Origin of the sequence: Pantoea sp. LS15 (genome assembly GCF_012241585.1) — a bacterium.
Lineage (GTDB): Bacteria > Pseudomonadota > Gammaproteobacteria > Enterobacterales > Enterobacteriaceae > Enterobacter.
This window is the reverse complement of record NZ_JAAVXA010000001.1, coordinates 578,033-603,893: the sequence shown is the minus strand read 5'-3', so window position 1 is coordinate 603,893 and position 25,861 is coordinate 578,033. Positions and strand designations below refer to the sequence as shown.

Below are 25,861 nucleotides of genomic sequence, written 5' to 3'. Positions count from 1 at the left end.
AATCAAAATGTTGCATCCAGTTTCAGTACACAGATAAAAACGGATGAAATGCTAGTCAGTGATGGGGTGGTCAACCTGGATAAGACGTTTAGCCAGTTTCTTTTGCAGAATAACAATAATAATTGGGGAAACTGATGCGAAAATCGCAGATGCTGCCAGCAACGTGTTGATATTTCGTGGTGCCATGACGTGCCCCGGTAACAGGTAAGCAGAGAGGAAAAATGCGACTGTTGTAGTCAAATACATTATTGATGTCTGTAATGAAGCGAACCCGGCTCGTTGTTTGTCATCAGGAAACTGAATCGTCACCACCGAAGTCGAAACCAGACGGCTGTAAGATGCGCCAAGGAATAAAGTAATAAACAGTGCCGGATGCGGATAACCCAGGATGGGTATGAGTAAACTCAGGATAAAGACGATGGTTGACCCTGAGGCCAAAATCAAAGCAGATATTCGGGAAGCTAACGCACCAGTCATTTTTGTAGACAGATACCCACTCACCCCTCCAACGAAGAACAGCCAGGGTAACAGATCCTGCGAAGCGCTCAATTGCTGTGTCATTACCGGTACCAGAACGGGAATGACCAACATCGAACTAAACTGTACAAGCGCATTACTGGAAGCAAACAGTAAAGTATCAACGTCGAGAGGGAGTGTGTGGGGTGTCTCGAAAGAGACGGGATCCTGAGGGATGATGGAAACAATCAGCGGCAATGCCAACAAACACAGTGTACTGATTAACCACAAAGCGATATGCCAGCCATAATGGGTACACAAAAATAATATCGTGGGCATTCCTGCAATGCTGACTATCGAAAATGATGCAATCACCGTCGCCAACATTTTCCCCCGCAAGTTAGTTGGTGCGTGGTTTATCAATATACTGATACCCACTCCCATTGTCGTTCCTCCGACTAATCCTGCGCAGAATCGTAATATAAGCAGAAGGCTAAAATTGGAGGTGAATGTAGTCAAAAGTGTCACCAGGCCTAGTAATGCCATATTGGCAATTAAAAAACGTTTCCTGTTGAAGTGACCTATCCAGTAAAAAGCGATAATTCCAGACAGCACGGCTCCAGCTGTGTACATGCCGGATACATAGCCAGAGTATGATACGGGGACTGCGAAATCAGCGGCCATAAAAGTAAAAACAGGGTTGAACATCATATATTCCAGTGCATTAGTGAACTGGATGAAAGCCATTACAATCGCTATTCGTATAAGGGCTTTATGATTAAACATTGTGGTGATCAGTGGCATAGCAAGCAACCTGTGGATGAAAGATACCCGAGTTTAACTACTATCAATGCAGTTCATTAGATGGTAAAAATGGCACTTATTATTATCATTTTTGGGATAGTTGATGCGTTCGGCTCTTGATTTTAATACCCTTAAAGTGTTCACGGCTGTGGTTGAAAGAGAAAGTTTTATTGGGGCCTCTAAGTTCCTTGAAATGCCTACATCTAATGTAAGTCGTTGTATTTCTCAGTTAGAAGACAAACTGAATCTTCAGCTTATTGAGCGCAGCACCCGACATATGAAACTTACTCAGGCGGGGCACTTACTCTATGCCCGGGCTAAGCCACTACTGGAGGCGCTTGAGCAAACTGAAACAGAATTAACGTTACGGCAAATGCAACTCAAGGGTCCATTACGCATTTGTATTCCGAATGAAATAGGTCCTGCATTGCTGGGCTCTGTTGTTGCCGATTTCGCTTGCCAATATCCCGAGTTGGAAATAAGCTGCGTCACAAATTTGTCTGGTTTTGAATCCCTGCGAGATGATCTTGATTTAGCTGTTATCGTTAGCCGTGGTCAAATGGATGACTGTGACTACATAGCCCGTCATCTGGTGACTATCCCTTGCACTATTGTTGCAGCCCCCTCCGTTATTCAGCGTTATGGTACACCTTCTCGGATACAGCAATTTGAAGAGTTACCCTGTATTACAACGGTAAGTGCACTTAGAGGTGCTCCCTGGCAGTTTGTTAATAAAAAAGGGGGATTTGAAACCATTAAGGTTAAAGGTCATTACCGGGTAAACAGCGGAGAAATGGCAGGGCGAGCGGCGGTCGCAGGTGTCGGTTTTGCCATTCTATCGAAACAAGCCTGTCAGCCATACATTAACAATGGACAGTTAATCGAAGTTGAGTTTGAACAATCGCCAGCGCCATTGCAATTGTTTGCACTTTATTCAGAACGACGCTTTTTGCCCGCTAAAACACGAGCGCTCATTGATTTCATGCAGCAGAAATTGAGCAAAAATCCTGAGTAACACAAGCTAATCCAGATACGGAAGCTACCTGACGTACACTCAAGAACCTTCTATAAAAAAGAAATGACTTTTGGTGGTGAATAAAAACATGATAGCTTTACGGTTGATAGAACAACCCTCACGCTTTAAGTTAATGAGTGAACTCAGGAATATAAATGATCGATGATATCCGTTACCTGATAGTTTTTGCAAAAATTGTACAAGCTGGATCGATTTCAGGTGGCGCAGACGCTTTAGGGCTTACTACCGCGACAGCAAGCACGCATCTTTCTAAGCTGGAGAAAAATCTGGGAAGTGCTTTGCTATACAGAAATACGCGCAAATTATCCCTGACACATGATGGTGCAAGTTTGCTCGAAACCGCTAACGCTATGTTGGAACTCTATGAAAAGGGGTTTATCGAGTTTAAACAACGTTCTATTTCAACAAGCAATAAGCTGAACCTTTCTATTCCTGCAGTTTTTATAAATAGTGTATTCACACGCCATCTTGCAGAATTTATAAAGGAATACCCGGACGTTTGCCTGAATATTTCTTATTGCGACACGCGCAAAGATATCATTGCCGATAGTATTGATGTTGCATTTCGAATTGGCGAACTACCAGACAGCGCACTCAAGGCACGGCATCTTTTTGTATTGCCCCGACACGTTGTTGCGTCAAAGAAATTGCTGAGCAATTACCCGCCTGTTAACCATCCTGATGATTTAGAAAAAATGCCCTGGATTGGTCTGAGCATGCTGCAGAGCAGTCGAGAGTTCAGGCACAAAAATGGCGAGGTAGCTGTAATAAAGTATACGCCAACGGTTTACGTTGATAATGTCGAAGCTGCCTATACTCTTGCAAAGCATCAGGTTGGAATCGCTGCTCCTCCTTGCTATCTCAGCAAGGAGGATATTAAGCGAGAAGACATGCAGTTGGTTCTCCCGGACTGGTCACTTGAGCCACTAAAAGTCTATGCGGTTTGGCCTTCAAATATATCTACCAGCAGTATCGCGTACACGTTGATTAATAATATTTACAACTCTTTTGAATCCCAGTCATTATGATTGATTTAAAGGTGTGATAACTTAGTGGATTAAATGCAGTCAGTGTGTGAAAGAGTTTTTCATTGGGCGAGAAGCATGTAGGAGGCAGTGATGATCAGTGTTCCGCCCATACATAAATTAAAGGCGCGGATGCGTCCAATGCTATTAAGTAATGCTGAAATATTCTTCCCAAGAACAGCCCATGCGGCTAATGAAAGGTAACATACTAAAAAATAGATTGTTATGAAAACTATCAATGGGATATTGTTTGACGGTTCAGAAAATAATACTACTCCAGATGCGCAGGCAATCCAGGCTTTAGGGTTGAGCCATTGAAGTAAAAAGCCCTGAATGAAGCCAGGTGCCTCTGATTTTGTTAATGATAACTCAGGCTGGGATGAGGCTATCTTATAACCTACGTATATTATAAACACTGAGCCAGCCACGTTGAGGTATTTGAAAAAGAGTGGGTGTTTATCAATGGCAGCATAGAGCCCAAAACCCATTATTATCAGTAATAGAGTAAATCCTATTGTTGCACCTGAGACGAATGGGATAGTTCTTCTAAAGCCATGGTTCGCGCCTGATGATATAATGACCATATTGACTGGTCCTGGTGAAATGGACATGGTGAGGGAGAACAAAAACATTGCAAAAAATAAATTCATTTTATCTCCGTATTCTTATCGACGACTCTGTAATAAAGCACATTTTTAATGCGCGACTACATTCCTGTTATTCTCATAGTCTATAGATAAAAATGACCAGATAAAGTGGGTTTTCTATAAAGGTGTATTTGATTTTTCGCATGTTTAACCATCAACATATCCACCAGGCTGGTAGCAAAACGCAGCAGCAAAACTATCAAGGGCTCCCATCTGAAGCCCTGATTTATTGCTCAGGAGCAAGCTTAAAAATCCTACGCTCCCGGTTTTGCCACGCACTGTGCTGGGTCAAACACGCCCCTTAATTCTGGTATCTCTTTCACTGTATCGGGCTCGCCGCCAGGGGTTTAAATTTAAGGGCGATGACGATCAACAGCACGACCCCCGCACTCATTACCAGCCAGGCGCTGGTCAGTGAAACCGCATTGTCGCGAACGATCCCCGCAATTAATGGCATGAGTGCCGCAATCATATACCCACCACCTTGCACTTTAGAGAGCAATTTCCCGGCCTGGGCAGGTGTTCGTGCGTGATCGAATGTGACGATGAGCGACAGCGGGAACAGGGCGCCGATACCTGTGCCAAGCAGCAACGTTGATAATACAGGCGTGGTTCCCGGCGAAAATACCAGACACATTAACCCCGACAGCAGCAACAACAGAACAGTGATCAGCGGAACGCGACGGTCGGGGAATTTACCAATCAGTGCAGAAACAACAAACCCTGCGACAACTTCGGTTAAAGTTAGCCAGGCCAGCATATAACCGCTGCTGCGTGCGCTCCATCCCGCCTGAATATAGAGCGGTGGCAGCCACGCCAGAACCAGCGTGTAGGCTCCCGTCCCCACACCGAAAAAGAGCAGCAATAGCCCGGTACGGGAAGAGGAGAGTGTCACGGTTGCCTGCGCTGGTGCTTCCCCGTGATGATGCTTAACCAATGTCAGCCACAGTACCAGTGCAAGCAGTGTTAACGCGCCTGCCATTGCCAGCGCGGGCTTCAGCTCCAGCCACGAAAATAACGGCTCAGCACTGGCGGCAGCTAATGCGGCCCCGGCCATAATGCCCGTGCTGAACAGGGACATCACCGTGCTGGCCGTCTGCGTATACTCCCTTTTTATCAGCGCAGGCATTAACGCCTGGATCATGCCTATACTGGCCCCGCCCATTAATGCTGTTGTCATCAGGCCCGTCAGTGAAGCACTAACCCCGCGGAATAAACAGGCCAGGAGCAGGATGAAAAGTCCGATCATAATCCCCCGGACGGCACCCACTCTGGCTAAAAGCCACGGGCCGCTTAATGCCGCCAGCCCCATCATGGCGACAGGTAGCGTGGTTAGCAGACTGAATTCCGTGGCTGATAACCCCACTTCGCGCTGGAGTACTGAAAACAACGGTCCGACAGAAGCCAGAATAGGGCGCAGGTTCAACCCGACGATAAAAGCGATAACGGCGAAGAGTAAAGGCGATGTACGTTTCAACATGAGATCCTTTTCGGTAGTAAGCAGCCAGGGCAAAACACCACAAGCATTTATCTTAACGTTAAGATAAAATCCTTTTTTGTGTAAGGTGTACCGCACAACAGGATAAATTCCCGCATTATCAGGGGTGAAAATGAAAGACCACGTAGACTTTGTTGTTGATCAATGGGGCAGTGCCATGCCGGAACTGGATGTCTCATCGATGAAAATTTTTGGCCGAATGCTCAGGTTGATGAAGCATCTTGCAAAAAAGCGTGCTCAGGCCATGGAGGCGTTCGGTTTTCGCGAGGGCGAATTTGATGTGCTCGCCACGTTACGTCGCGCCGGTGAGCCCTATTGCCTTTCGCCCACACAGTTGTATAAATCGCTGTTGATCACCTCAGGGGCGATGACTAACCGGCTCAATCACCTGGAACAACAAGGGCTTATCAGGCGGATTGCTGACCCGGAAGACAAACGCAGTACCCTCGTCAGCCTGACACCTCACGGGCAGGAGTGTATTGAACGCGCGTTGATCGTTCATACAGAAACTCAGAATGCACTACTGAGACCGTTATCAGGCGAACAACACAGGCAGCTTGAATCACTGCTGAGGGATTTACTGCTGACATTTCCTCCGGAGGAGTCAGGTGGTAAATGACAGAACACTGGCCTGTATACCGGGAATAAAAAATAAGGGGAAAGATGTCATTACCACCACTGTATGCCCTGCGCGCGTTTGAAGTCGCCGCGCGGTTGAACTCATTCAGTAAAGCCGCTGAAACGCTGAATATTACACCGGGTGCGGTCAGCAGGCATGTCCGAACGCTTGAGCTGTGGTTCGACTGTGAGCTTTTCAAACGGCAAGGCCCAAGAGTTGAGGTGAGCGAGGCCGGGCGTATTCTGGCCGGGCAACTTAGCGAAAGTTTCTCCAGCATGGAGTGGGCCTGTCGCGCATTCAGAAGTGAACATCACCTCCTGCGCCTCAAAGCCCCCAGCTCGCTTACCATGCGGTGGTTGCTCGATGTCCTGAGAACCTTTCGCGAGAACCATGAGAAACCCAAAGTTGAAATAGCCAGTGTCTGGATGGACATTGATACCGTTGATTTCACTCGTGAACCCTATGATTGCGCGATCCTTCTCGGAAATGGCTATTTTGGCGAATCTACAGAGAGCCGGTTGCTTTTCAGTGAATGGCTTATCCCCGTGTGTGCTCCTTCTTTGCTGGAATCTGCCCGGGATCATCTTCCTCAGTGCGATCTTATCCATCCCTCACCCGACAGACGAGACTGGAGACGGTGGCTAAAAAGGACGGGGAAATTTCCCGGGCTCGATGTAAGTGGCGGGATCGTCTTTGACACTCTTGAACAGGGAAGTCTTGCAGCCATGAGTGGTCATGGTATCGCGATGGCCGATCTTCGTCTCTCGGCAGAAGCTCTGAAGGGGGGCCTTCTCGTCCCTCCCTTCCGGGAAGCTATCGCAACAGGAGATGGCTACTATATTGTCTGGCCAAAAAATTCGCTCAGAAAGCAAAGTATCGAACGTCTGCAGGACTGGCTTAACCTTAATACTCCGGTTGTTCCCTCTCTGGATATTGTGTGTCTTGATTACAATGATAAACGTCCGTAATGAAAAAGGATATTCCCTGCGGAATATCCTGCGTGCCAGTGTTATTTATGCGTAGGGGATGTTAGCCATTTTCTTATATCTTTCCGGCAATGCACTGTTCAGGTTAAGTAATTTATCCAGAATGTAGAGGGCAGGCGTTCCCTTTGCCCGCTCGGCATCGATCAGTGCAGTGCGTAATACGTTGGCAGCCGCTGTCATTTTATGAAAATAGTCCACTGCTTCAGGTGCCTGCATTTCATCTGACGCGATGTTACGCACCCGGGACCAGTCAGCGAAGTCAGGCAGGGGGAGGGTTGCGTCGTCTGTGGGTAAATACGCAGAAAGCAATTCCTCGGCTTTGCCAGGATCGCTATGGGCGAAAGAGAGCAGATGCAGGCGATGTATAAATTGCGAAAGTGCTTCAGATTGGTTTTTTTCAGCCGAAAGTACTTTTATAAAGGCATGTAAATTTTCAGTCGTAGTGCTTTTATGTGGCGATACTATTTTCATTAAATGATGCAAAATATCCAGCGTCATAGGTGCCTCATCAACTCTCATTATTATTTATAGTTGCATCTCGATGTTTATTTCATCGCTTAGCAATCTAGCAGGTTGAAAGGATGATATTTCAGTACGGTTAAATTCAAAAACGACAAATAGTAAGACTCAATGTGAGTTTTACTCATCATCACATTTTACCCATCACGTGCTGCGGCAATCAGGTTGCCGTAGGCTAACTACACTCCCAAAGGTTTATATAAAACTTCAGCCCCGGCCCACCGAAAGGAGAGCCGGGTAGGCGGTACAGGATCTCAACTGATTTATCTGACCTGATCAAAATGCCAGTTCTCTGCGGTTGAGAGCGCTACAAACGGACCCGACAGCGTGCTGTTGTGATGAGCAATAATGTCACTGGCAGATAAATGTTCATTATCCATTGTGGTATGCGCATCTGAAATCAATATTGTCCTGAAACCCAGCTCTGGTGCTGCCCGGCATGTGGTGTCGACACAAAACTCTGTTTTCATTCCGGCGATGACCAGCTGTTTGATGCCTCTCTGATTAAGCTCACGCAACAACCCTGTATCCCGGAAACAATTGGGATAGCGCTTTGTGAAAACAATATCCTGCTCACCTTTCACCTCCAGTTCGGGCAGCAGGCTTGTTAACGGACTCTCCTCAGAAAACGGTGTGTTATCAGGCCCGACATGGCGGGCAAAAAAGACGGGCACCTGCGCTTGCCGCGCTTTAGCTATCAACAAATGGATATTTGCCAGAACGGCGTTGGCGGACCAGGGGGGAACCGGGCCCCGGAAGAGGCCCTGCTGCATGTCGATAACTAAGAGTGCATTGTCAGAGGAAATCATTTTCTTTCTCCATTTATAACGTCATGAACGGAGAGAGATTTCCCCGTCCAGTGTGGCGGGGAACGAGGATCTGTTTGTCAGTAGTTCACTACAGATACGCTCACACCGCCGAGGGTGTCGGTGGTGGTGAGCGTGAATGTTGGCTGAACTGGCTGATACATATAATGACCTTGAGTTATTTATTTCGCGCTCAGCGAAGAAGTCCATTCAGTTATAGCGCGGGTGAAATATGTCCTTCAATTCACTAATTTGAGTAGGTGTGCCGTTAGCATTGTGCTCTATTATTTAATACTCTCGAGTCCTTGCAGGAAATCTTCAACCTGAGCAGGTGTCGCTGTATCTGCCTGGTAAAGAATATCGAGCGTGACGTTCTTCAATCCGCAGAAACCGAAAATACCCTCGATTATCTGCGTCTGAATCGCCGTTGAGTAACCATGCTTGTCGAATCCGCTGAGATCGGTGCCCGCTGTTGCCACAAGGTGAACGGGAACGTCACGTAAATTCCCCACAATCCGGCCATCTTCAGCCACCTTATATGCCCAGTCCAGTGTCAAAACGCGATCAAACCAGCCTTTTAACAGACCGGGGACTGACCACCAGTACACCGGGAAGACAAACACCAGCCTATCCGCTCGCTCGACACGCTGCTGCTCGCGCAGAATATCGTCGGGAAGGGCGCTGGGATCGCCGTGGTACAAATCAAGATCGGGACGAGACATGGCCGGATTAAACCCTTCGGCATGCAGATCGGCAATTTCAACCTGCGTACCTTGCTCGCGTAATTTCCCGGCAATATGGGTTGCCAGCGAATGGGATAACGAATTGTCGACAGGGTGAGCCGTCACGATCAGTGCGTTATTAATGGCATTTGTAGCAGACATAGCGACCTCGAATGGGTGAGAATTGACACCCATGTTACCATTGGTAACTTAGGCGTCAATCCACCCCGAGCGATCATTTTGTGCTATTCACGTAGGTCTCCAGCACGCCAGACATGGCACCGCTGAGCATATCTTCTGCAATATTTCGGGCGAGTGAGCCGTTACCTGCGGCTGTGCTGAGAGCATCTGCTGCACCAATGATGGCCGTCAGTACCGCTTCACCCTGGACACCTTTCAGAACGATAAAAGGGGAAAGCGCGGTACGTAGACAGTCGGCACATTCGGCCACGCAGGCTTCCCGAAACGTTTGCAACGCGCGGGAGCCGGACAGTGCCGCGGCGATCGGCCCGGTTTCAGGCCCGGCGGTAATGGCGCAGTCGATATAGGCAGCGCTGAAAAAGCGGATCGTCCTTTCCAGCGTTTTGCTGTCGACCGCAAGCGTCTCACGGAATTTCGCCAGTTGCCGATCGCTATAATCCTGGTACAACGCCATCAGCAGCCCTTCACGATCACCAAAGTGGTCATAGGGGATAGGTTTTGTCACATTGGCCCGTTCAGCCAGATAACCCAGCGTCAGTGCCTCCGTGCCTTGCTGGCGGACAATACCACGCGCAACCTCCAGCAGTTGCACGCGGCGATCCTCTTTTCTTAAACGCTTAACTACCATGCTTTCCTCGGGTCAGTTATCTACTGAAGGTAGTTTACACGTTTTCGGTGAGACGCGGCACGCGTTGTTCAACCGGGCGGATCCTGAACCAGATCGCATACATTGCAGGCAGGAACACGAGCGTAACGATGGTTCCCCCTAACGTTCCGCCGATTAGCGTATAGGCCAGCGTCCCCCAGAAGACCGAATGCGTCAGGGGAATGAATGCCAGCACAGCAGCCATTGCGGTCAATAATACCGGTCGCGCCCTCTGGACCGTCGCCTCGACTACCGCCAGGAACGGGTCGAGACCTTCTTTCTGGTTATGGTCGATTTGCCCAATCAGGATCAACGTATTGCGCATAAGAATGCCTGAAAGGGCGATCAATCCGACCAGCGCATTGATGCCAAACGGCTGATTGAAAACCAGCAGTACAGGTACCACACCAATAAGCCCCAGCGGAGCGGTTAAAAACACCATCACCATGGCCGAGAGTGAACGCACCTGGAGAATGATGATGAGAAGCGTCAGGGCAATCATGATCGGGAACAGCGGTAGCATGGCTTTTGTCGCTTTCCCCGATTCCTCAATTGAACCTGCCATCTCGATACCGTATCCAGGCGGTAGGGCGTCAACAATCGGCTTGAGCTGTTTCATGATGGCGACAGACACATCCGGTGGCTGAAGATTGTCGGCGATATCGCCCCGCACGGTAATCGTGGGGGTACGATCGCGTCGGCGCAGTATTGGGTCTTCCATGCCAATCTCAATTTTGCCGATTTGAGACAGCGGAATGCGCTGTCCCGCGTTGCCGACAAGAGTGAAACCCTCGATTTTTGCCGGGTCAAGACGGATATCACCCGCGGCACGGCCAATGACCTCGACCGAGCGAATATCTTCCCGCACGGAAGTAATCGGCACACCGGATAACAGGAACTGCAGCTGCTGAGCGACGGCGCTGGAGGTTAAACCGGTGGCCTGCAGGCGGTTCTGATCGAGGGTGAAATGTAACACCGGCACGCGTGCCCCCCAGTCGGTATTGACGGTTCTCATCATTGGGCTGGCCTGGAGCACGGCTTGCACCTGATCAGCAATGTCACGTACTTTATCGACGTTCGGCCCTGAGACTCGCCAGGCAACCGGGAAGGGCGAGTACGGACCAAACACCAGCTGCGTCACCCTCACGCGCGCTTCGGGCGCAAGTCCGTTGGCGACGGCGTCCCTGAGCCGCAACTTGAGTGCCTCGCGCGACGTTTCACCGTCCGTGAGGATCACGATTTTCGCAAATGAAGGGTCGGGCAACTCGGGGGCCATCGCCAGATAAAAACGGGGCGAGCCCTGACCAATATAGGCAGTGACAATTTTGGCTTCCGGCTGCTGGCCGAGCCACGCTTCAATTTTTGCCGTTGCGGCGCTGGTTTGCGCAATTGAGGTGCCGTAAGGCATCTGTACCTCAACCAGCACTTCCGGGCGATCGGAGGTCGGGAAGAACTGTTTTTTTACCAGCCCCATGCCGAGCACGGCCAGCATGAAAATGGCGACCACAGAACCGGCCACCTGCCATTTTCTGGCGATAACGCGGCCAAGTAGCTGGCGAAAACGGTTATAGCGGGGCGTGTTATAGATGGCGGCATGACCCCCTTCCACTTTGGGGATATTTGGCAGGATCTTCACACCCAGATACGGTGTGAACACCACGGCGACAAACCACGACGCAATCAGTGCAAGGCCAACAATCCAGAACATATTGCTGGTGTATTCCCCGGCTGTCGACTGGGCAAAACCATTCGGCATAAAGCCAATGGCCGTTACCAGCGTACCGGCCAGCATCGGCGCGGCGGTATGGCTCCAGGCGTAGGCAGAAGCTTTGATTCTGTCGTAACCTTCCTCCATCTTCACAACCATCATTTCGATGGCGATAATGGCATCGTCAACCAGCAGACCGAGGGCGAGGATCAGGGAGCCCAGGGTGACGCGGTCAAAGTTTATTCCCGCGGCTTCCATCACCACGAAGACGACTGCCAGCGTTAGCGGTACCGCCGCCGCAACGACCACCCCCACGCGCCAGCCCATGCTGACAAAACAGACCACCATGACCACAAGCAGGGCGACGAAGAATTTGATCATGAATTCATCGACCGACGAGCGAATATTCACGGACTGGTCGGTGACTTTGCTCAGGGACATGCCAAGCGGCAGGCTATCATTTATTTTTACCGTTTCCGCATCCAGCGCTTTACCCAGCGCCAGACCGTTCCAGCCTTCACGCATCACAATGCCCAGCAGAAGAGCGGGTTCATGCTGATTACGAATCAGCATCGTTGGGGGATCTTCATAGCCGCGTTCAACCGTTGCCACATCGGACAGCCTGAGCGTTTTGCCCTGAGCCACAAAAGGTGTATTGCGGATCTTCTGCAACTCATTGAATGCCCCGTCCAGGCGGATAAAAATCTGTGCGCCTCGGGTTTCAATGGAACCCGCAGCGGTTAACGCGTTCTGGCTGTTGAGTGCATTGAAAATATCCTGTGGCGAGAGCCCCATTGTCGCCAGACGGTCATGAGAGAAGGAGATATAAATCCGTTCGGCCTGTTCACCAATAATGTTCACTTTCTTTACGCCAGGTACGTGCAGAAGCTGCTGGCGCAGGCCTTCGGCATCACGTACCAGTTGCCGCTGTGGCTCGCCTTTCGCTTTCAGGGCAAAGAGGGCAAAGGTGACATCCGAGAATTCGTCATTGAACATCGGGCCAAGGACACCCGTCGGGAGATGTTGGGATTCATCCCCAAGTTTCTTACGCGCTTGATAGAACTCCTCCTGCACCTCAGGAGGCGGGGTCTTGTCCTGCAATGATAGCGTGATAAACGCCATGCCTGGACGGGTATAGGTTTCCGTACGGTCATACCACTTGAGTTCCTGCAGCCGCTTTTCCAGCGGTTCGGCAACCTGATCCTGGATTTCTTGTGCGGTCGCACCCGGCCAGACGGCTATAACCGTCATTTGTTTCACCGTGAAAGGCGGATCTTCCGCGCGTCCGAGCCCAAAAAAGGCGTAAATACCGGCAATCGTCACAAGAACGATCAGGAACAGCGTGATGGAGCGCTCGCGGACGGCCAGCGCTGACAGATTGAAGCGATTTTCGCTCATGGCGTGCTCTCCGCCGGGGCCGCATTACGCTCTACGGCGAGCCTGACGATTTCACCTTCATGCAGAAGATGGGCACCTAATGCAACAATCTTCTCGCCGGGTTTCACACCACCTGTAACCTGCGCCGCATCTTCACCCACGCTCAGTACTCTGACGGGCGTCCATGCGACCTTTGCCGGTTGGGTGGAAATGCGCCAGACGCCGGGACCTTTACCTGCATCATAGAGGGATGCCAGCGGGACCTGCATGATCTGACCTTCCGCTTTATTATCCTGAATGTTCAGCGAGACAGTAGCTCCCAGCGGGGCATTCGCCATTGCACCTTCCAGTACGTACCGTGCTTCAAAAGTGCGGGTTGTGGCGTCGGCTGAATCTGACAACAGGCGCAGTGTTGCGGTGACCGGGTGTTTTTCATTGCCATAAAGTGTGGCTTGCGCTGCGCTGCCGACGGCAGGGCGCAACGTTTCCGGAAGCTGCACGAGCGCTTCACGCTGTCCTGACCTGGCGAGCCTGATCACGACCTGCCCGGCGCTGACGACCTGACCCGGCTCGGCGAGCGTCTCCATCACCACTCCGTCTGAATCGGCCAGCAGGACAGCATAGCCCGTGGCGTTTTGCGCTACGTTGGCTTGTGCCCGGGCGGCGCTGAGATCAGCCCTGGCCGTATCGGCCGCCGCTTTGATCTGGTCATACTCCGAGGCAGACACGGCACCGGAGGCCACCAGACCGCGATAACGCGCTTCATCGCTGGACGCTTTTCTCGCACGTGCCTGGGCCGCGTCTACCACGCGTTGTTGGGCCTGGGCCTGTAATCTCAGGTCAACCGGATCCAGGCGCAGTAAGGGTTGGCCCTGTTTGACAGTCTGCCCCGTATCAACCAGGCGCTCGAGGATTTTTCCCTGAACCCTGAAACCTAAATCGCTTTGTGTTCTTGCGACCACCACACCCGTAAAAGCGTGGACAGACTTGTTCGCAAGCTCAACGGAGGCCGATCTGACAAGCGGTGACCTGGTGCGTGGGTCGCCACTCGCGGAAATATCGCCGCACGCCACAAGGGCAAACGGCAGGAGACAAACGGCAACACGGGCAGAAGTGAGCCTGAGCATGGGAAACCTTTTTGAAATAACAGGACGGTATCCGCATTCTCTGACTAGTGACCAATATTGTCAATGGTCACAAATCAGGGGGCCAGGCTTCTTAAAATCAGTGAGGAGAGAAGTACCGCCGCAGTGGGAGCCATTTCGAGGTTGTACTGCAACTGAATGGGGTTAATGAAAGGGCACATCACCATGTGTATGGCATGGGTGACTTCATCCAGTGGTGTTTTTCTTTCGAACTCGCCGGTCTGCCTGCCTTCAATAATGATGCTCTCGATCAGCTTCATCAGGCTTTCCGCGTACCTTTCTGTCGAAGGCCACTGCTCGCGTGCGGCGACGGCGGCAATGTCGTAAAGCTTACGGTCGTGGAAAAACAGTTCGCTTCCCGCTTCGGTAAGCGCCCTGAAAAGACGGCGTAATTTTTCGCTTGCTGACGGTGCATCATGGATGGCGGAAAGCACTGCCGCCATAATCAACTCCAGACGGTTAGCGCAAATCACCTCGCCGATAGCCTGCTTGGAATCGAAAAACTTATAAATGTAGGACTTTGAAAAGCCGATGGATTTAGCCAGTTCGGCCACGGTGGTTTTTTCATAGCCATAGTGACCGAAGTGCTCAAAAGCCGCTTCGACGATTTGCTCTCTGACAGAGTGGTCAAGGGGACCACGTGTTGATGGGGCGTTCATATTTTTAGTCATTATTTAAGCTTAGCGTGACAGGCTTTGATTGACAACGAGTGACCATTTTATACTTTGGTTACCTGCTGTTTTGTCATAAGCCATTCAGACGGGACGATCAACCAGATGAGGTAAGTGTATCACTGTTTTTTGCGCGCGATGGCATCTATCTTTGGCGATATGTGAGGGTTTCAGTGCAATTCTCTTGCACTGAAACGAGAGTCTTTTGTTTAAGGAGAGCGTGGACGTAATATTTTTTCAACGATGAGCAACAGACGTTTGCGTGTTACGAATCGGTGTAACTGCCCCAGTAGCCAGTTGCCACACCCGGTAATCAGATAGCTACGGTTAGCATCGACAGCCCTTAATGCCTGGGTAACGACTTTATCCGCTGGCATCCTTTTACCCACCGAGGCTTCCTCGGCATTCACCACATCAAAAAAGGCCGTGTCCGTTGCGCCGGGGCATAGCGCCAAAATGCGTATACCCTGTGAGCGGTATTCTGCCCAAAGCGCACTTGAGAAGGAGAGCAAAAATGCTTTTGTTGCGCCATAAATCGCCATATAGGGGTCCGGTTGTAGGGCTGCGGTTGAAGCCACATTGATGACCACTCCAGACCCTTTCTTGAGCATTCCTGGTAGTATCGCGTGAGTAAGTTCCACGGGGACCAGGCAGTTCACGTTTATCTCGTCACGCTGACGATCGATGGACAGTTTTTCGAAGGAACCATAGGTGGCGAACCCGGCGCAATTGATCAGAATGTCGGGGTAACGTCTTAATTTTTCCAGCCGTTCTGTAATGTTAGAAATGGCATCGGGTTCCACTAAGTCCTGGACAATAATAGCGATTGACACCCCATGCGTTTTGACTAGCTCTGTAGCAAGCGCCTGTAGCTTTTTCTCGGAGCGGGCGATCAGAATCAATGACACGCCGCGGTGCGCAAGTTGCCGGGCGAAATCACGACCAATTCCCGATGAAGCCCCGGTAATCAACGCTGTTTTTCCTGTATAATCAAAAGAATTCATATTTTAAATCCCGTATCCCTGATAGGTGCAACACAGGATAAACCGTGCACTTAGGTACACGGTCAAGCGTGATTTTTATAAGGTGAGGGCGGCGTGATGCGAATTGGTGAACTGTGTGCGAAAACGGGATTGTCAAAAGAGACAGTGCGTTATTATGAAAGGCAGGGGTTGTTAGAGAATATCCCGCAACCTAATCGTAGCAATAACTACAAAGTGTATTCCGCGGTTGATTTACAGCGATTGAAAATGATCAAGCATGCCAAAATGCTTGGCTTTACCTTAGCCGAAATATCAGACGTTTTAGCTGTCTGGGTCGATGACAAATTCACCGCTGAGCAAAAACGCGCCTCTTTACAGCGCAAGTTGCAGCAGCTGGAAGAGAAAGAAGCGGCGTTAATTGAACTCAGAGCCAGGATAACTAACGCCATTAATAAGGTTGGCGAACCTTGTGTCGATGAATTTTGATTTTTTACGCTATGTCATGGCGAGATCACGCCATTTCTTTCCACTGATAAAATTTTTTCGAGGCTAGAGACAGCATGTCTAAATCTTCCTTCGTATCGCCATAGGCATAGACGTCTTTGTAGGTAGATAAATCATAATTATCAATTATCTTCGTTTTTTTTAAGCGGGCGCTACAGTCACCCTTCTTGTATTTTCCGGTTGCTTTTCCACCTGAAAATGCCACTTCACTGCATAAGAGTTCCAGCCCATTCTGCTCACACCAGGGTTTAAGGTATAAATCAAGCGAGGCTGAAACCACCACCACCGTATCCCCTTGAGATTTATGCCAGCTGATTTTCTTCATGGCATCCTCCCGCAACAGGGCAGGAATTTCTGTTTTACTGTAGAAAAGTCCGGCCTTTTTTAATTCAGTTTCAGACTTGCCTGATAACGCGATTCTTACCACTTTTTTCCGTAAAACCGATCCCGATAACGCACCCATTTTATAGGCGAGGATGTAGGGAAGAAGGCGCAGTTTCCCGCACCGTAGCGTTTTTTTATCAACAGACCGATAAATAAACGGAGTGAAGGTGTCGGAAAACGTTATCGTTCCATCGAAGTCAAAAAATGCGATATTTGAAGTCATAAGTCGTTCAGACGGGATAATGAGTTGTTACGGGCGAGTATATCACTGTTTATTACGTTAATGGTTTTTTAGCCAGTCGAGAAAAAACTGACTAAATGCCGTGACCTGAAGCGGCTGTAATTTGCGTTGTGGGTAAACAAACTGCAGCCCGACGTCTTTGCGGTCGTAACGGCTAAATCCGGTGAAACTGTCGGCAAATAGCACCGTAAGTTTACCGCTCTCAACATCGTCTTTGACGTCCCACCACGATTTCCCCGCGATGCCAGCCCCGCTCAGAGCCCACTGACGAAGCAATGCTCCGTCGTCGCACACCATGGCAGGTTCTATACGAACGATGGTTTCTTCTCCCTCACTTTCAAAACGCCATTCGTTCATCACCACGCCCTGAGACTCGAGTGCCAGGCATCGGTGCTGGGCTAAATCGGCAAAGGTGGAGGGGGTACCACGATCGCTAAGATACGCCCCGGAGGCGACCAGAACCCGATGATTCGGACGGATATTTCTGACGACAAGGCTGCTGTCTGGCAGGTTGCCGAAGCGAATGCTCATATCCAGCCGGCTAGCGACAAGATCCTCAACATGCTCTCTTAAGTAGATGAAAAATTTCACTTCAGGATGGCATCGCGAAAATTCAAGAACGGCGGGGCTAAGATACTGTCTGCCAAAGTCAGAGGGTGCAGAAAGGCGAATGTTGCCGCTGAGTACACCTTCTTTTTGCGTCAGTAACGACTCGGCGTGATGCATCTCTTCCAGTACACGAAGCGCGGCATGGTAAAACTCTTCGCCTGCACGGGTTAGCGTAATGGCGCGCGTAGAACGATGGAACAGACGTGTCTGGTAACGCTCTTCAATCGCTTTTAACCTGGCCGTCATAGTAGCTGGTGAAAGTGACAGGCGTCGTCCGGCGGCGGAAAGACTACCCGCCTCGGCAACTTCAACCAGTAATGCCATGTCTTCAAGTTTGCCCATTATTCATATTTTCCGAAAAGTGCATCTGTTTTTGCTGTAATTATCAAAAGAAGATGTGAGCTGTAAAGTGATTTCATCCAAACCACTCGAGATGAAATCATGAACCGTACTTCACTTTTTGAACGTTACAGGTTAGGTGAGCAAAACCTCAAAAATCGTATCGTTATGGCGCCGATGACCCGTGCGCGTTCCTTTCAGCCAGGAAATATTCCGACCTCACTGATGGCTGAGTATTATCGACAGCGTGCCAGCGCGGGATTGATCATCACGGAAGCCACGCAGATCTCGCCTCAGGGCCAGGGATATTCATGGACACCCGGCATCCATTCGCCGGAGCAGGTTTCAGGATGGCAACTCACGACGGGCGCCGTGCATCAGGCGGGCGGGGTGATTTTTTCTCAACTCTGGCACGTCGGCCGGATGTCGCACGCCAGCTTTCATCAGGATGGCCAGCCCGTCGCCCCTTCAGCACTGGCGCCGGACGCCAAAGTGTGGGTGGTGAATGAACAGGGGGAAGGTCAAATGGTTGACTGCCCACAGCCGAGAACGCTCACGCGAAAGGACATTCACAGTATCATTGCGGACTATCGTCAGGCGGCACTGAATGCCATTCAGGCCGGGTTTGACGGCGTGGAAGTCCACGGTGGAAACGGTTATTTAATTGACCAGTTCCTGCGCCAAACTTCCAACAAACGCACGGATGAGTATGGCGGCACGCTTGCTAACCGGATCCGCTTTGCCCAGGAAGTGTTGAACGCGATTGCGGAGGCTATTGGTTCCGAGCGTACGGGCATCCGGCTTTCGCCGTTTATTACCCAACGTGGGATGAACGATCCGCAGGTGACGGAAGCCATACTCGCTCTCGCGGCCTGGTCTGAACAAAAAGGGATCGCGTTCATCCACCTGGCGGAAGCTGACTGGGACGATGCGCCTCAGGTGCCTGAGCATTTCCGTCAATCGCTTCGCGAGGCGTTTAGCGGAACAATTATCGTCGCAGGAAACTATGACCTTGATAAAGCAGAAAAAATACTTGCTGCTGGTTATGCCGATTTGATTGCGTTCGGACGGCCGTTTATCGCCAACCCGGATTTACCTCACCGGCTGGCGCACCAGTTGCCTCTGGCTCAGGTGCGTGACCCTGCCACATTGTTTGGTGGCAATGCGACGGGATATACCGATTATCCAATATACAACCTGCAAGAGAATGATCTGCAGTTATCTAAATAACGTGTCGAGAGAGATTATGAAATATTCAACATTTTTTGCCCCAGGCATAATGGCGCTTATTCTTGCTGGTACCACGGGAACCGCATTTTCGGCCCAGATTGAACTGGTGAAACCGGAACATCTTATTGTCGATAAAAGTCTGACGCAGACGCAATTAGCGGCGAATGAATATGTTGCCAGAGAGTATGCAACGTTCTGGAATACGGGGGAAGAGTCCCTGGCCCGTAATGCCCTGGCGATTAATTTCATTGATAAAACACCCCCTGAGGGTCGTAAGCAAGGTCCTGAAGGCGCGATTTTAGCCTCCCGGGCATTTCGTACCGCTGTGCCTGATTTACGCTGTGACGTTGAGCAAATGATTATTTCGGGTAACCGTGCCGTATCTCATTTACATTTTCACGGCACATTCACCGGGACATTTGGCAAGCTAAAAGGAAAGGGGCAGAAAATAGATTTTATCGCCACGGATATTTATGAAATCAGTGACGGCAAAATTGTGGCTAACTGGCATATTGAGGACAACCTGACGCTGATGAAACAGCTGGGTGCGTTGTAAATTCATCACTCCGGGGTCTGCCCGGAGTGATACGAAAACCTATAAACCCAGATCGCTTAAAGAGGGATGATCGTCCGGGCGTCTGCCCAGCGGCCAGTGGAACAGTCGCTCTGATTCCTTGATCGGCATATCGTTGATACAGGCAAAACGGTGCTTCATGAGCCCATCTGGCTCAAACTCCCAGTTTTCGTTGCCGTACGAACGGAACCAGTTGCCTGAATCATCATGCCATTCATAGGCATAGCGAACCGCGATCCGGTTTTCCGTAAATGCCCAGAGCTCTTTAATCAGACGATAATCCAGCTCTTTTTTCCATTTCCGCTCCAGAAACGCCTGGGCTTCTTCACGATTGGTAGCGAATTCGGCGCGGTTGCGCCATTGGGTATCAAGTGAATAGGCCAGAGCGATTTTCGCCGGGTCGCGACTGTTCCAGCCATCTTCAGCCAGTCTGACTTTTTCGATAGCACTTTCACGCGTGAAGGGCGGTAAAGGAGGACGTGTGTTCATGGCGATTACCTCATGGTTATATTATGTAGACAGATCTGTCTACTTGAGGTAATCTATGCCTGTGAAATAACGTTGTCAACATCCGTTTTGAGGCTACCGAAAAGTGAAAACAGAACCCGTAAGCAACGATAAAAAAATCAGCGTCAGGGATAAGATATTACTGACGGCGCATGATCTGTTTTATTCTACAGGCTTCAGAGCGACGGGCGTGGATACGCTGATTAAAGCGTCGAAAGTGACAAAGGTGACTTTCTATCGCCATTTTCCGAGTAAAAGTTTACTAATTCTTGCCTATTTGCACTATCGGCATGAAATATGGATTAGCTGGTTTGATTCCACGCTGTGTCGACATCTCGTCGAAGGTAAAATACCTTCTGATGCGATATCTGAAACGCTTTATGAATGGTTTATTTCGCCTGAGTTCCACGGCTGTGCGTTTATTAATGCCAGCGCAGAGGCAAAATCGGAAGATATTGAAAGCGAAATAAAAGAGATATGCCGCGATCATAAAATCGAAACAAAGAAAATTATCGCATTGCTGACGAAGATCGCGGATGAGCGCGTCGTCAACGAAATCATGTTGCTCATTGACGGCGCAATTATTCATGCACAAATGGGCATGGATACGGATGATGTCATCCCTCCGTTGAAGAGGGCATTAGCAGGCTTAATCGGGGGCTAATGGGGGCCCCTTAGCTCTCCACGCAGCAAGCTCAGTATTTATCCTTACTCAAACCTGTAAACGCCGGCTCCCCAGTATCCCTTACCCGGGCGAGTCTGTTCTTTCCAGCCTGATGCGATCAGTTCTTTTGCAATAAACCTATTCATGATCCCGTGTCCCATGAGTAAGACGGGTCCGTCGGAGCCCTTAGCCGCCGTCACGAGGAACTCTGCCGCCTTAACAGCACGACTTTTTGCCATTCTTACGCACTCTACCTCTCCCGACAGGCCGCAGAGCCAAAGAACGCGAAACAGCGTCGCCCAGTAAAAAGGCGATAGCCGTAACCCAGGAATACTGAACACCGGCAGTTCTGCTTCCCGAAAAACCTCATCAATTAAGCCAGGTTCACACCCCAGCGTTTTCAACGATGAGAGGGCTCGCGGGAGAGGGCTGCTGAGAAACGTGAGCGCGCGGTATGCGAGTATTTGAGCCATTTCCGAAGGTCTGTCGCTGCCCGTTGAAGAGCGGTTATAGCTGTCGATCCATTCGGTCATTTCCCTGCACGAGACCCTTGGCGCCCCCCTATAATGGGGTTCTCCATGCCGCATCAAAATAATTTCCATACGTTCTAATCGCTAGTCCTGGTCATCCATTCAACACAGGCAGACTAGCGCGATCTGGTGAGGGTTTTCACCCACCCGTTTTGGTGTATCGGGCGAGATCCATAACACGCGGGCTGTACTTAACGTCGTTCACCGCAATAATATATGCGGCAAGAATGTAACTGTTTTTGTCTTTCTCGTTTCGCACGGCATCACACCTAAAGCGGTTAGTAAGGATACCCTCCATGTCTCTTCGAATTCGACAGGCCACCGGGGCCGATTCAACGCTGTTAAGCGAGCTGGGATATCGCATCTATCCCGCCCATTTTCAGCATCTGTGGGTGTCAGAGGCAGAGATGAAGGATTTTCTGCATGGAGAGTACGCGCTTCCTGTAGTTGAACAGAGCCTGAAAGAAAACGCGGTTTCCTGGTATGTTGCAGAGACCGATCGGCCAGTGGGATTCATGAAAGTGACCTGGGAAGCCATGCTTCCAGAAACGGACAAGAAGGGTGTTCTCCTCAATAAGTTCTACCTTGATCCCGCCGAAACCGGCAAGAACTATGGTCAGGTGATGTTCAACAACATCACAGACATGGCCCGGAGCAGGGGGAAAGACTATCTCTGGCTGGAGGTGCTTGAGCAGAACGCGGGAGCGTACCGGTTCTACCAGAAGCAGGGCATGCTCTGCGTTAAGAGCGTCCTTTTCGAAACCGCCTCACAGCAGAGCATACTCAGGATTATGGGGATGCCTCTTTAGAAAGCGTGTCATGCTGTGCCAGCGACAGCGCGCTTGCGCTTGCGGGGTCGAACAGTGAGATGCTCTCAATCTGATTGAGTAAAATCACCTTGCGAAATGACATGGCGCTGCGGGGTTCAGAGTCGAGCGTAATGTCATGCTCCGCATACCACCTGCTGTAATTATTCTCGATGCGTAGATTCATGGTCTTCGCGTCTCGGTACCCGCTCAACATCGGGATCAGCACGATATTGGCCGTTTTTTCATATTCCAGCGTTGCGGCGTGGATCATGCCGACGTAGATCCGCTTCGACCGGAGCGTGACCTGTGCCAGTTCGCCTTGCTCCATGCACTGGTACAGAAGTTGTTCAATCCCGCTCGCCTGCGCCAGACGTTTGTAGAGCGTTTTCCGGCTTTCACCGTCCAGCCTGGCGCTTCCTGCCCAGTTAGAGCGGTAGAGGCAAAACAGGATGGCAAACGCCAGCATCACGACAACCGGTGCCTGAATGCCTAAAAAACTCCAGTTCATAAAGTCGATTTGCCAGTCGGTGTATTTCGGTGAGGCAAAGTGAAAAGCGTTATTGGCGGCGGATAGGGCGAGCAGGAGCAGCCAGAGCAGACCGGTGGCAATCACGCCCTGCAGAACGAAAATGCAGCCGTATAGCGCCACAAGAAAATAGACGTCCCAGCCGAAGGAGCGCTTGATTTTAAAGCGGGTCGACAGATCGCGACTGGTGTACCAGTACCCGCATACCATTAGCACCATAAATATCGCCGTTCCCATATCAGGCCCTCTTCAGGGCGTTGACGTGACGCATAAAATCCTGCCGCACCTCGTTGCTTTTGTCGTTCACCGAGGCGTTCCCGTCCTGGTCGATAATGATGCGGTCGCCATCTTCGACGGCTTCAATAATTTCCTGCTGGCTCATCACCTGCAGTAAAGATTCCGGGCTTGAGAATAGGGAGAGAAAGAGACGTTTCATGCGGGCATCCTTGTGAATAAAAAGGATAAGCCTGGAAGAAGAACGGTGAATTTGCCTTAAGGATATCCTGAAAGTGAAAGCCGGGACGCGAAGCCTGATTCGACCTACAAAAGTCACTTTTTGTCCGTAATTAACTAATTGATATTTATTTAAAATAAAAAATACCTCACCACAAACTTGGACAAATAACATGATTTGTGTAAGTTTTAATTATGCGATTACGCCACGTTATATACAGCCGGGATGTGACCCATGAGCACGTTGCACACTGTCGTGAGTCGTTTTGTGAAATACTACACCGCACTGGATAGCCAGCCACCCTCTGCGCTGGCGGAGCTTTATCATTCAAATGCCACGCTTATCGATCCGTTCGGCGAACATCAGGGGATTTTTGCGCTTCAGCGCTATTTCACCCATCTGCTGGGCAATGTCGAAGATTGCCGTTTCACTATCGATCCTCCGCTGTGCAGCGAAAGTCGCTTTGCTGTCACCTGGGTAATGCACTGGTCGCACCCGCGCATTGCGGGTGGAGAGCCGCTCGAACTGCCGGGGTGTTCGATAGTGGAGACGGAAAACCATCTCATCACGCGTCAACGTGATTACTACGATGCGGGAGAGATGCTCTACGAACACCTTCCTCTGCTTGGCTGGGCGGTACGCGGCGTGAAGCGGAGGGTGAAATCATGAAGACGGTACTCATTACTGGCGCAAGCTCGGGTATTGGTGCCGGGTTGGCGAAATCATTTGCCGCTGATGGCTACCACGTGATTGCCTGCGGGCGCGACCCGGCGCGTCTTGAGGCTCTGCACCAGAGTTGCCCCAATCTTACCGTTCGCCTGTTCGATATGACAGACAGGGACGCCTGTCGCCAGGCCCTGGCCGGCAGCTATGCCGATTTGATTATTCTTTGCGCCGGTACCTGCGAATACCTCGATCATGGCGAGGTAGATGCGGCGCTGGTGGAACGCGTTATGGCGACAAACTTCCTCGGTCCGGTGAATTGCCTTGAGGTGCTGCAGTCGCAGCTGGCTGTCGGCAACCGTGTGGTGCTGGTGAGCTCAATGGCCCACTGGCTTCCATTTCCACGCGCGGAGGCCTACGGCGCGTCCAAAGCGGCGCTGAGCTGGTTTGCCGAGAGCTTGCGCCTTGACTGGGAGCCAAAAGGGATTGCTGTCACGGTTGTTTCTCCAGGTTTTGTTGACACGCCTCTGACGCGCAAAAATGATTTTGGCATGCCTGGTCGGGTGACTGTCGACGACGCGGTTAAGGCGATCCGCACCGGGCTGGCGGCAGGAAAAATGCATATCGCGTTTCCTGACGGTTTCGGCCTGATTATGCGATTACTCTCCGGACTGCCTGCGTTTCTTCAGCGCGCACTGCTGCGCAGGATGGTGCGCTCATGAACATTGCGATTATCGGCAGCGGCATCGCCGGCCTGACCTGCGCCTGGCGCCTGGCCGGGCACCATCAGGTGACGCTGTTTGAAGCGGGAGCCACGCCCGGCGGTCATACCGCAACGGTTGATGTTACGACACCTCAGGGCACATACGCGATCGATACCGGGTTTATCGTCTACAACGATCGCACCTACCCGCGGTTTATGGGGCTACTCAGCGAGCTGGGCATCAGCGGACAAAAAACGCAGATGAGCTTTTCGGTGCACAATCCCGCGACGGGGCTGGAGTACAACGGAAACACCCTGACATCGCTGTTTGCCCAGCGTCGAAATCTGGTGAATCCGACGTTCTGGCGGCTGCTCGGGGAGATCGTCTGCTTCAATCGGCTGGCGAAAGAGACGCTGGCTGGGGAGGTGAACCCGAACGCCACGCTACAAACGTTTCTTGATCAGCATGGCTTCACACCATTTTTTGCGCGCCACTACATTCTGCCGATGGGGGCCGCCATCTGGTCATCGTCGCTGCAGGAAATGAAGCGTTTCCCGCTGCTGCTATTTTTACGCTTCTTTCACCATCATGGCCTGCTGGATATCACCCATCGCCCGCAGTGGTACGTGGTACCCGGCGGCTCGCGAGAGTATATCCGCGCCATGCTGGACAAATTGGGCGAGCGTCTGACGCTGCACCTCAATGCACCGGTGCAGCGGGTGAGCCGCCAGGAGCACAGGGTCACGCTTCAGCTTGAAAACGGCAGCCATACCTTCGACCAGGTCATTTTTGCCTGCCACTCCGAAAGTGCCCTGGCGATGCTTGATGACCCAACGCCCGCAGAGCGCGAGGTGCTGGGCGATATTGGTTGGCAGCGCAACGAGGTCGTTTTACACAGCGATCCGCGCTGGCTGCCGCTGCGGCAGCGGGCATGGGCCAGCTGGAACTACCGCCTGAGCGAACACGAGCAGGCCAGCGCCTGTGTTACCTACAACATGAATATTTTGCAAGGGTTGCCTGTGGGTAGCCCGTTGTTCTGCGTCACCCTGAACCCGGATACGCCGGTGGATGAACGCTTCGTTCTGCAACGTTTTGTTTATGAACATCCGCTGTTTAACCCGAAAAGTTGGCGGGCACAGGCGCGGCGAGGCGAGATCAACGGCCACCAGAGAAGCTGGTTTTGCGGGGCCTACTGGTACAACGGTTTTCATGAGGATGGCGTGCGCAGCGCGCTGGACGTGGTCAATGCGATAGCGGCCGGAGAGAGGAACTGA

29 protein-coding genes are annotated in these 25,861 nt (G+C 51.0%); 12 read left to right on the top strand and 17 right to left on the bottom strand.

The window, feature by feature from the left end; all coding sequences use genetic code 11:
• Nucleotides 1-51: 51 nt before the first annotated feature.
• The gene (locus HED65_RS02795) at nucleotides 52-1,260 is read right to left on the bottom strand and encodes an MFS transporter (RefSeq protein ID WP_114977343.1); all 1,209 of its coding nucleotides are present in this window, start codon (nucleotides 1,258-1,260) and stop codon (nucleotides 52-54) included.
• Between the two features lie 103 nt (nucleotides 1,261-1,363).
• On the opposite strand from HED65_RS02795, the gene HED65_RS02790 reads away from it, so the two are divergent.
• Both HED65_RS02790 and HED65_RS02785 read left to right on the top strand, forming a co-directional pair.
• Nucleotides 1,364-2,275 carry a LysR family transcriptional regulator gene (locus tag HED65_RS02790; RefSeq protein WP_114977342.1) on the top strand — a complete coding sequence of 304 codons (912 nt, stop codon included), beginning with the start codon at nucleotides 1,364-1,366 and terminating at the stop codon, nucleotides 2,273-2,275.
• 155 nt (nucleotides 2,276-2,430) lie between these two features.
• Nucleotides 2,431-3,324, top strand: coding sequence for a LysR family transcriptional regulator (locus tag HED65_RS02785; RefSeq protein ID WP_114977341.1), 894 nt, complete (start codon nucleotides 2,431-2,433; stop codon nucleotides 3,322-3,324).
• Between the two features lie 59 nt (nucleotides 3,325-3,383).
• On the opposite strand, the gene HED65_RS02780 is transcribed toward HED65_RS02785, so the two are convergent.
• Both HED65_RS02780 and HED65_RS02775 read right to left on the bottom strand, forming a co-directional pair.
• A complete protein-coding gene (locus tag HED65_RS02780; protein WP_114977340.1) occupies nucleotides 3,384-3,971 on the bottom strand; it encodes a LysE family translocator in 588 nt (195 codons plus the stop codon).
• Nucleotides 3,972-4,287: 316 nt separating this feature from the next.
• Complete coding sequence (locus HED65_RS02775; protein ID WP_114977339.1) at nucleotides 4,288-5,448, bottom strand: MFS transporter; 1,161 nt, start codon at nucleotides 5,446-5,448, stop codon at nucleotides 4,288-4,290.
• Nucleotides 5,449-5,578: 130 nt separating this feature from the next.
• Between HED65_RS02775 and HED65_RS02770 the strand changes: the two genes are divergently transcribed.
• A complete protein-coding gene (locus tag HED65_RS02770) occupies nucleotides 5,579-6,085 on the top strand; it encodes a MarR family winged helix-turn-helix transcriptional regulator (RefSeq protein WP_114977338.1) in 507 nt (168 codons plus the stop codon).
• 44 nt (nucleotides 6,086-6,129) lie between these two features.
• Nucleotides 6,130-7,053 carry a LysR substrate-binding domain-containing protein gene (locus HED65_RS02765; protein ID WP_114977337.1) on the top strand — a complete coding sequence of 308 codons (924 nt, stop codon included), beginning with the start codon at nucleotides 6,130-6,132 and terminating at the stop codon, nucleotides 7,051-7,053.
• A gap of 45 nt (nucleotides 7,054-7,098) precedes the next feature.
• Here HED65_RS02765 and HED65_RS02760 read toward each other — a convergent pair whose 3' ends face one another.
• The 8 genes from HED65_RS02760 to HED65_RS02725 form a co-directional block, all read right to left on the bottom strand.
• Nucleotides 7,099-7,569: a hypothetical protein gene (locus HED65_RS02760; RefSeq protein WP_114977336.1), complete on the bottom strand. Its 471-nt coding sequence runs from the start codon at nucleotides 7,567-7,569 to the stop codon at nucleotides 7,099-7,101.
• A 284-nt stretch (nucleotides 7,570-7,853) separates the two neighbouring features.
• Complete coding sequence (locus HED65_RS02755) at nucleotides 7,854-8,399, bottom strand: cysteine hydrolase family protein (protein ID WP_114977335.1); 546 nt, start codon at nucleotides 8,397-8,399, stop codon at nucleotides 7,854-7,856.
• A gap of 281 nt (nucleotides 8,400-8,680) precedes the next feature.
• Nucleotides 8,681-9,280 (bottom strand): NAD(P)H-dependent oxidoreductase, encoded by a 600-nt coding sequence (locus HED65_RS02750; protein WP_114977334.1) that lies wholly within the window; start codon nucleotides 9,278-9,280, stop codon nucleotides 8,681-8,683.
• A gap of 73 nt (nucleotides 9,281-9,353) precedes the next feature.
• The gene (locus HED65_RS02745) at nucleotides 9,354-9,947 is read right to left on the bottom strand and encodes a TetR/AcrR family transcriptional regulator (protein ID WP_114977333.1); all 594 of its coding nucleotides are present in this window, start codon (nucleotides 9,945-9,947) and stop codon (nucleotides 9,354-9,356) included.
• Between the two features lie 34 nt (nucleotides 9,948-9,981).
• Entirely contained in the window at nucleotides 9,982-13,071 is a 3,090-nt protein-coding gene (locus HED65_RS02740) for an efflux RND transporter permease subunit (protein WP_114977332.1), read from the bottom strand.
• Entirely contained in the window at nucleotides 13,068-14,177 is a 1,110-nt protein-coding gene (locus tag HED65_RS02735) for an efflux RND transporter periplasmic adaptor subunit (RefSeq protein ID WP_114977331.1), read from the bottom strand. Before HED65_RS02735 ends, HED65_RS02740 begins: the two co-directional genes overlap by 4 nt.
• 74 nt (nucleotides 14,178-14,251) lie before the next feature.
• The gene (locus tag HED65_RS02730) at nucleotides 14,252-14,866 is read right to left on the bottom strand and encodes a TetR/AcrR family transcriptional regulator (protein WP_114977330.1); all 615 of its coding nucleotides are present in this window, start codon (nucleotides 14,864-14,866) and stop codon (nucleotides 14,252-14,254) included.
• Nucleotides 14,867-15,075: 209 nt separating this feature from the next.
• The gene (locus HED65_RS02725; RefSeq protein ID WP_114977329.1) at nucleotides 15,076-15,870 is read right to left on the bottom strand and encodes an SDR family NAD(P)-dependent oxidoreductase; all 795 of its coding nucleotides are present in this window, start codon (nucleotides 15,868-15,870) and stop codon (nucleotides 15,076-15,078) included.
• Nucleotides 15,871-15,966: 96 nt separating this feature from the next.
• On the opposite strand from HED65_RS02725, the gene HED65_RS02720 reads away from it, so the two are divergent.
• Entirely contained in the window at nucleotides 15,967-16,335 is a 369-nt protein-coding gene (locus tag HED65_RS02720) for a MerR family transcriptional regulator (protein WP_114977328.1), read from the top strand.
• A 25-nt stretch (nucleotides 16,336-16,360) separates the two neighbouring features.
• Here HED65_RS02720 and HED65_RS02715 read toward each other — a convergent pair whose 3' ends face one another.
• Both HED65_RS02715 and HED65_RS02710 read right to left on the bottom strand, forming a co-directional pair.
• Nucleotides 16,361-16,960: an HAD-IB family hydrolase gene (locus HED65_RS02715; RefSeq protein WP_114977327.1), complete on the bottom strand. Its 600-nt coding sequence runs from the start codon at nucleotides 16,958-16,960 to the stop codon at nucleotides 16,361-16,363.
• 57 nt (nucleotides 16,961-17,017) lie between these two features.
• A complete protein-coding gene (locus tag HED65_RS02710; RefSeq protein ID WP_114977326.1) occupies nucleotides 17,018-17,929 on the bottom strand; it encodes a LysR family transcriptional regulator in 912 nt (303 codons plus the stop codon).
• Between the two features lie 99 nt (nucleotides 17,930-18,028).
• Between HED65_RS02710 and HED65_RS02705 the strand changes: the two genes are divergently transcribed.
• Both HED65_RS02705 and HED65_RS02700 read left to right on the top strand, forming a co-directional pair.
• A complete protein-coding gene (locus tag HED65_RS02705; protein ID WP_114977325.1) occupies nucleotides 18,029-19,156 on the top strand; it encodes an alkene reductase in 1,128 nt (375 codons plus the stop codon).
• Between the two features lie 49 nt (nucleotides 19,157-19,205).
• On the top strand, nucleotides 19,206-19,712 hold the full coding sequence (locus HED65_RS02700; protein WP_502707115.1) for an ester cyclase: 507 nt from the start codon (nucleotides 19,206-19,208) through the stop codon (nucleotides 19,710-19,712).
• A gap of 39 nt (nucleotides 19,713-19,751) precedes the next feature.
• Here the strand turns inward: HED65_RS02700 and HED65_RS02695 are convergent, their stop codons facing one another.
• Complete coding sequence (locus tag HED65_RS02695) at nucleotides 19,752-20,219, bottom strand: nuclear transport factor 2 family protein (RefSeq protein ID WP_114977323.1); 468 nt, start codon at nucleotides 20,217-20,219, stop codon at nucleotides 19,752-19,754.
• A gap of 103 nt (nucleotides 20,220-20,322) precedes the next feature.
• Between HED65_RS02695 and HED65_RS02690 the strand changes: the two genes are divergently transcribed.
• Nucleotides 20,323-20,901, top strand: a complete 579-nt coding sequence (locus tag HED65_RS02690) for a TetR/AcrR family transcriptional regulator (RefSeq protein WP_114977322.1) — start codon at nucleotides 20,323-20,325, stop codon at nucleotides 20,899-20,901.
• Nucleotides 20,902-20,945: 44 nt separating this feature from the next.
• Here the strand turns inward: HED65_RS02690 and HED65_RS02685 are convergent, their stop codons facing one another.
• Nucleotides 20,946-21,488, bottom strand: coding sequence for a histidine phosphatase family protein (locus HED65_RS02685; protein WP_114977467.1), 543 nt, complete (start codon nucleotides 21,486-21,488; stop codon nucleotides 20,946-20,948).
• 239 nt (nucleotides 21,489-21,727) lie between these two features.
• Between HED65_RS02685 and HED65_RS02680 the strand changes: the two genes are divergently transcribed.
• Nucleotides 21,728-22,240, top strand: coding sequence for a GNAT family N-acetyltransferase (locus tag HED65_RS02680; protein ID WP_114977321.1), 513 nt, complete (start codon nucleotides 21,728-21,730; stop codon nucleotides 22,238-22,240).
• Here HED65_RS02680 and HED65_RS02675 read toward each other — a convergent pair.
• Complete coding sequence (locus HED65_RS02675) at nucleotides 22,221-23,003, bottom strand: hypothetical protein (protein WP_114977320.1); 783 nt, start codon at nucleotides 23,001-23,003, stop codon at nucleotides 22,221-22,223. The genes HED65_RS02680 and HED65_RS02675 overlap by 20 nt on opposite strands.
• A gap of 1 nt (nucleotide 23,004) precedes the next feature.
• Entirely contained in the window at nucleotides 23,005-23,202 is a 198-nt protein-coding gene (locus HED65_RS02670; protein WP_114977319.1) for a hypothetical protein, read from the bottom strand.
• 252 nt (nucleotides 23,203-23,454) lie between these two features.
• Between HED65_RS02670 and HED65_RS02665 the strand changes: the two genes are divergently transcribed.
• The 3 genes from HED65_RS02665 to HED65_RS02655 are packed head-to-tail and all read left to right on the top strand — an operon-like array spanning nucleotide 23,455 to nucleotide 25,861.
• Nucleotides 23,455-23,889 (top strand): nuclear transport factor 2 family protein, encoded by a 435-nt coding sequence (locus HED65_RS02665; RefSeq protein WP_114977318.1) that lies wholly within the window; start codon nucleotides 23,455-23,457, stop codon nucleotides 23,887-23,889.
• Complete coding sequence (locus tag HED65_RS02660) at nucleotides 23,886-24,605, top strand: SDR family NAD(P)-dependent oxidoreductase (protein WP_114977317.1); 720 nt, start codon at nucleotides 23,886-23,888, stop codon at nucleotides 24,603-24,605. Before HED65_RS02665 ends, HED65_RS02660 begins: the two co-directional genes overlap by 4 nt.
• Nucleotides 24,602-25,861 carry an NAD(P)/FAD-dependent oxidoreductase gene (locus HED65_RS02655; RefSeq protein WP_114977316.1) on the top strand — a complete coding sequence of 420 codons (1,260 nt, stop codon included), beginning with the start codon at nucleotides 24,602-24,604 and terminating at the stop codon, nucleotides 25,859-25,861. Before HED65_RS02660 ends, HED65_RS02655 begins: the two co-directional genes overlap by 4 nt.

Coding starts and splice junctions, on each gene's coding strand:
- HED65_RS02770 (WP_114977338.1), top strand. CDS start 5,579: ATGAAAGACCACGTAGACTTTGTTGTTGATCAATGGGGCAGTGCCATG.
- HED65_RS02705 (WP_114977325.1), top strand. CDS start 18,029: ATGAACCGTACTTCACTTTTTGAACGTTACAGGTTAGGTGAGCAAAAC.
- HED65_RS02710 (WP_114977326.1), bottom strand. CDS start 17,929: ATGGGCAAACTTGAAGACATGGCATTACTGGTTGAAGTTGCCGAGGCG.
- HED65_RS02700 (WP_502707115.1), top strand. CDS start 19,206: ATGGCGCTTATTCTTGCTGGTACCACGGGAACCGCATTTTCGGCCCAG.
- HED65_RS02755 (WP_114977335.1), bottom strand. CDS start 8,399: ATGATTTCCTCTGACAATGCACTCTTAGTTATCGACATGCAGCAGGGC.
- HED65_RS02750 (WP_114977334.1), bottom strand. CDS start 9,280: ATGTCTGCTACAAATGCCATTAATAACGCACTGATCGTGACGGCTCAC.
- HED65_RS02735 (WP_114977331.1), bottom strand. CDS start 14,177: ATGCTCAGGCTCACTTCTGCCCGTGTTGCCGTTTGTCTCCTGCCGTTT.
- HED65_RS02790 (WP_114977342.1), top strand. CDS start 1,364: ATGCGTTCGGCTCTTGATTTTAATACCCTTAAAGTGTTCACGGCTGTG.
- HED65_RS02655 (WP_114977316.1), top strand. CDS start 24,602: ATGAACATTGCGATTATCGGCAGCGGCATCGCCGGCCTGACCTGCGCC.
- HED65_RS02720 (WP_114977328.1), top strand. CDS start 15,967: ATGCGAATTGGTGAACTGTGTGCGAAAACGGGATTGTCAAAAGAGACA.
- HED65_RS02670 (WP_114977319.1), bottom strand. CDS start 23,202: ATGAAACGTCTCTTTCTCTCCCTATTCTCAAGCCCGGAATCTTTACTG.
- HED65_RS02665 (WP_114977318.1), top strand. CDS start 23,455: ATGAGCACGTTGCACACTGTCGTGAGTCGTTTTGTGAAATACTACACC.
- HED65_RS02775 (WP_114977339.1), bottom strand. CDS start 5,448: ATGTTGAAACGTACATCGCCTTTACTCTTCGCCGTTATCGCTTTTATC.
- HED65_RS02780 (WP_114977340.1), bottom strand. CDS start 3,971: ATGAATTTATTTTTTGCAATGTTTTTGTTCTCCCTCACCATGTCCATT.
- HED65_RS02685 (WP_114977467.1), bottom strand. CDS start 21,488: ATGCGGCATGGAGAACCCCATTATAGGGGGGCGCCAAGGGTCTCGTGC.
- HED65_RS02765 (WP_114977337.1), top strand. CDS start 6,130: ATGTCATTACCACCACTGTATGCCCTGCGCGCGTTTGAAGTCGCCGCG.
- HED65_RS02675 (WP_114977320.1), bottom strand. CDS start 23,003: ATGGGAACGGCGATATTTATGGTGCTAATGGTATGCGGGTACTGGTAC.
- HED65_RS02740 (WP_114977332.1), bottom strand. CDS start 13,071: ATGAGCGAAAATCGCTTCAATCTGTCAGCGCTGGCCGTCCGCGAGCGC.
- HED65_RS02715 (WP_114977327.1), bottom strand. CDS start 16,960: ATGACTTCAAATATCGCATTTTTTGACTTCGATGGAACGATAACGTTT.
- HED65_RS02680 (WP_114977321.1), top strand. CDS start 21,728: ATGTCTCTTCGAATTCGACAGGCCACCGGGGCCGATTCAACGCTGTTA.
- HED65_RS02745 (WP_114977333.1), bottom strand. CDS start 9,947: ATGGTAGTTAAGCGTTTAAGAAAAGAGGATCGCCGCGTGCAACTGCTG.
- HED65_RS02695 (WP_114977323.1), bottom strand. CDS start 20,219: ATGAACACACGTCCTCCTTTACCGCCCTTCACGCGTGAAAGTGCTATC.
- HED65_RS02730 (WP_114977330.1), bottom strand. CDS start 14,866: ATGACTAAAAATATGAACGCCCCATCAACACGTGGTCCCCTTGACCAC.
- HED65_RS02785 (WP_114977341.1), top strand. CDS start 2,431: ATGATCGATGATATCCGTTACCTGATAGTTTTTGCAAAAATTGTACAA.
- HED65_RS02760 (WP_114977336.1), bottom strand. CDS start 7,569: ATGACGCTGGATATTTTGCATCATTTAATGAAAATAGTATCGCCACAT.
- HED65_RS02660 (WP_114977317.1), top strand. CDS start 23,886: ATGAAGACGGTACTCATTACTGGCGCAAGCTCGGGTATTGGTGCCGGG.
- HED65_RS02795 (WP_114977343.1), bottom strand. CDS start 1,260: ATGCCACTGATCACCACAATGTTTAATCATAAAGCCCTTATACGAATA.
- HED65_RS02725 (WP_114977329.1), bottom strand. CDS start 15,870: ATGAATTCTTTTGATTATACAGGAAAAACAGCGTTGATTACCGGGGCT.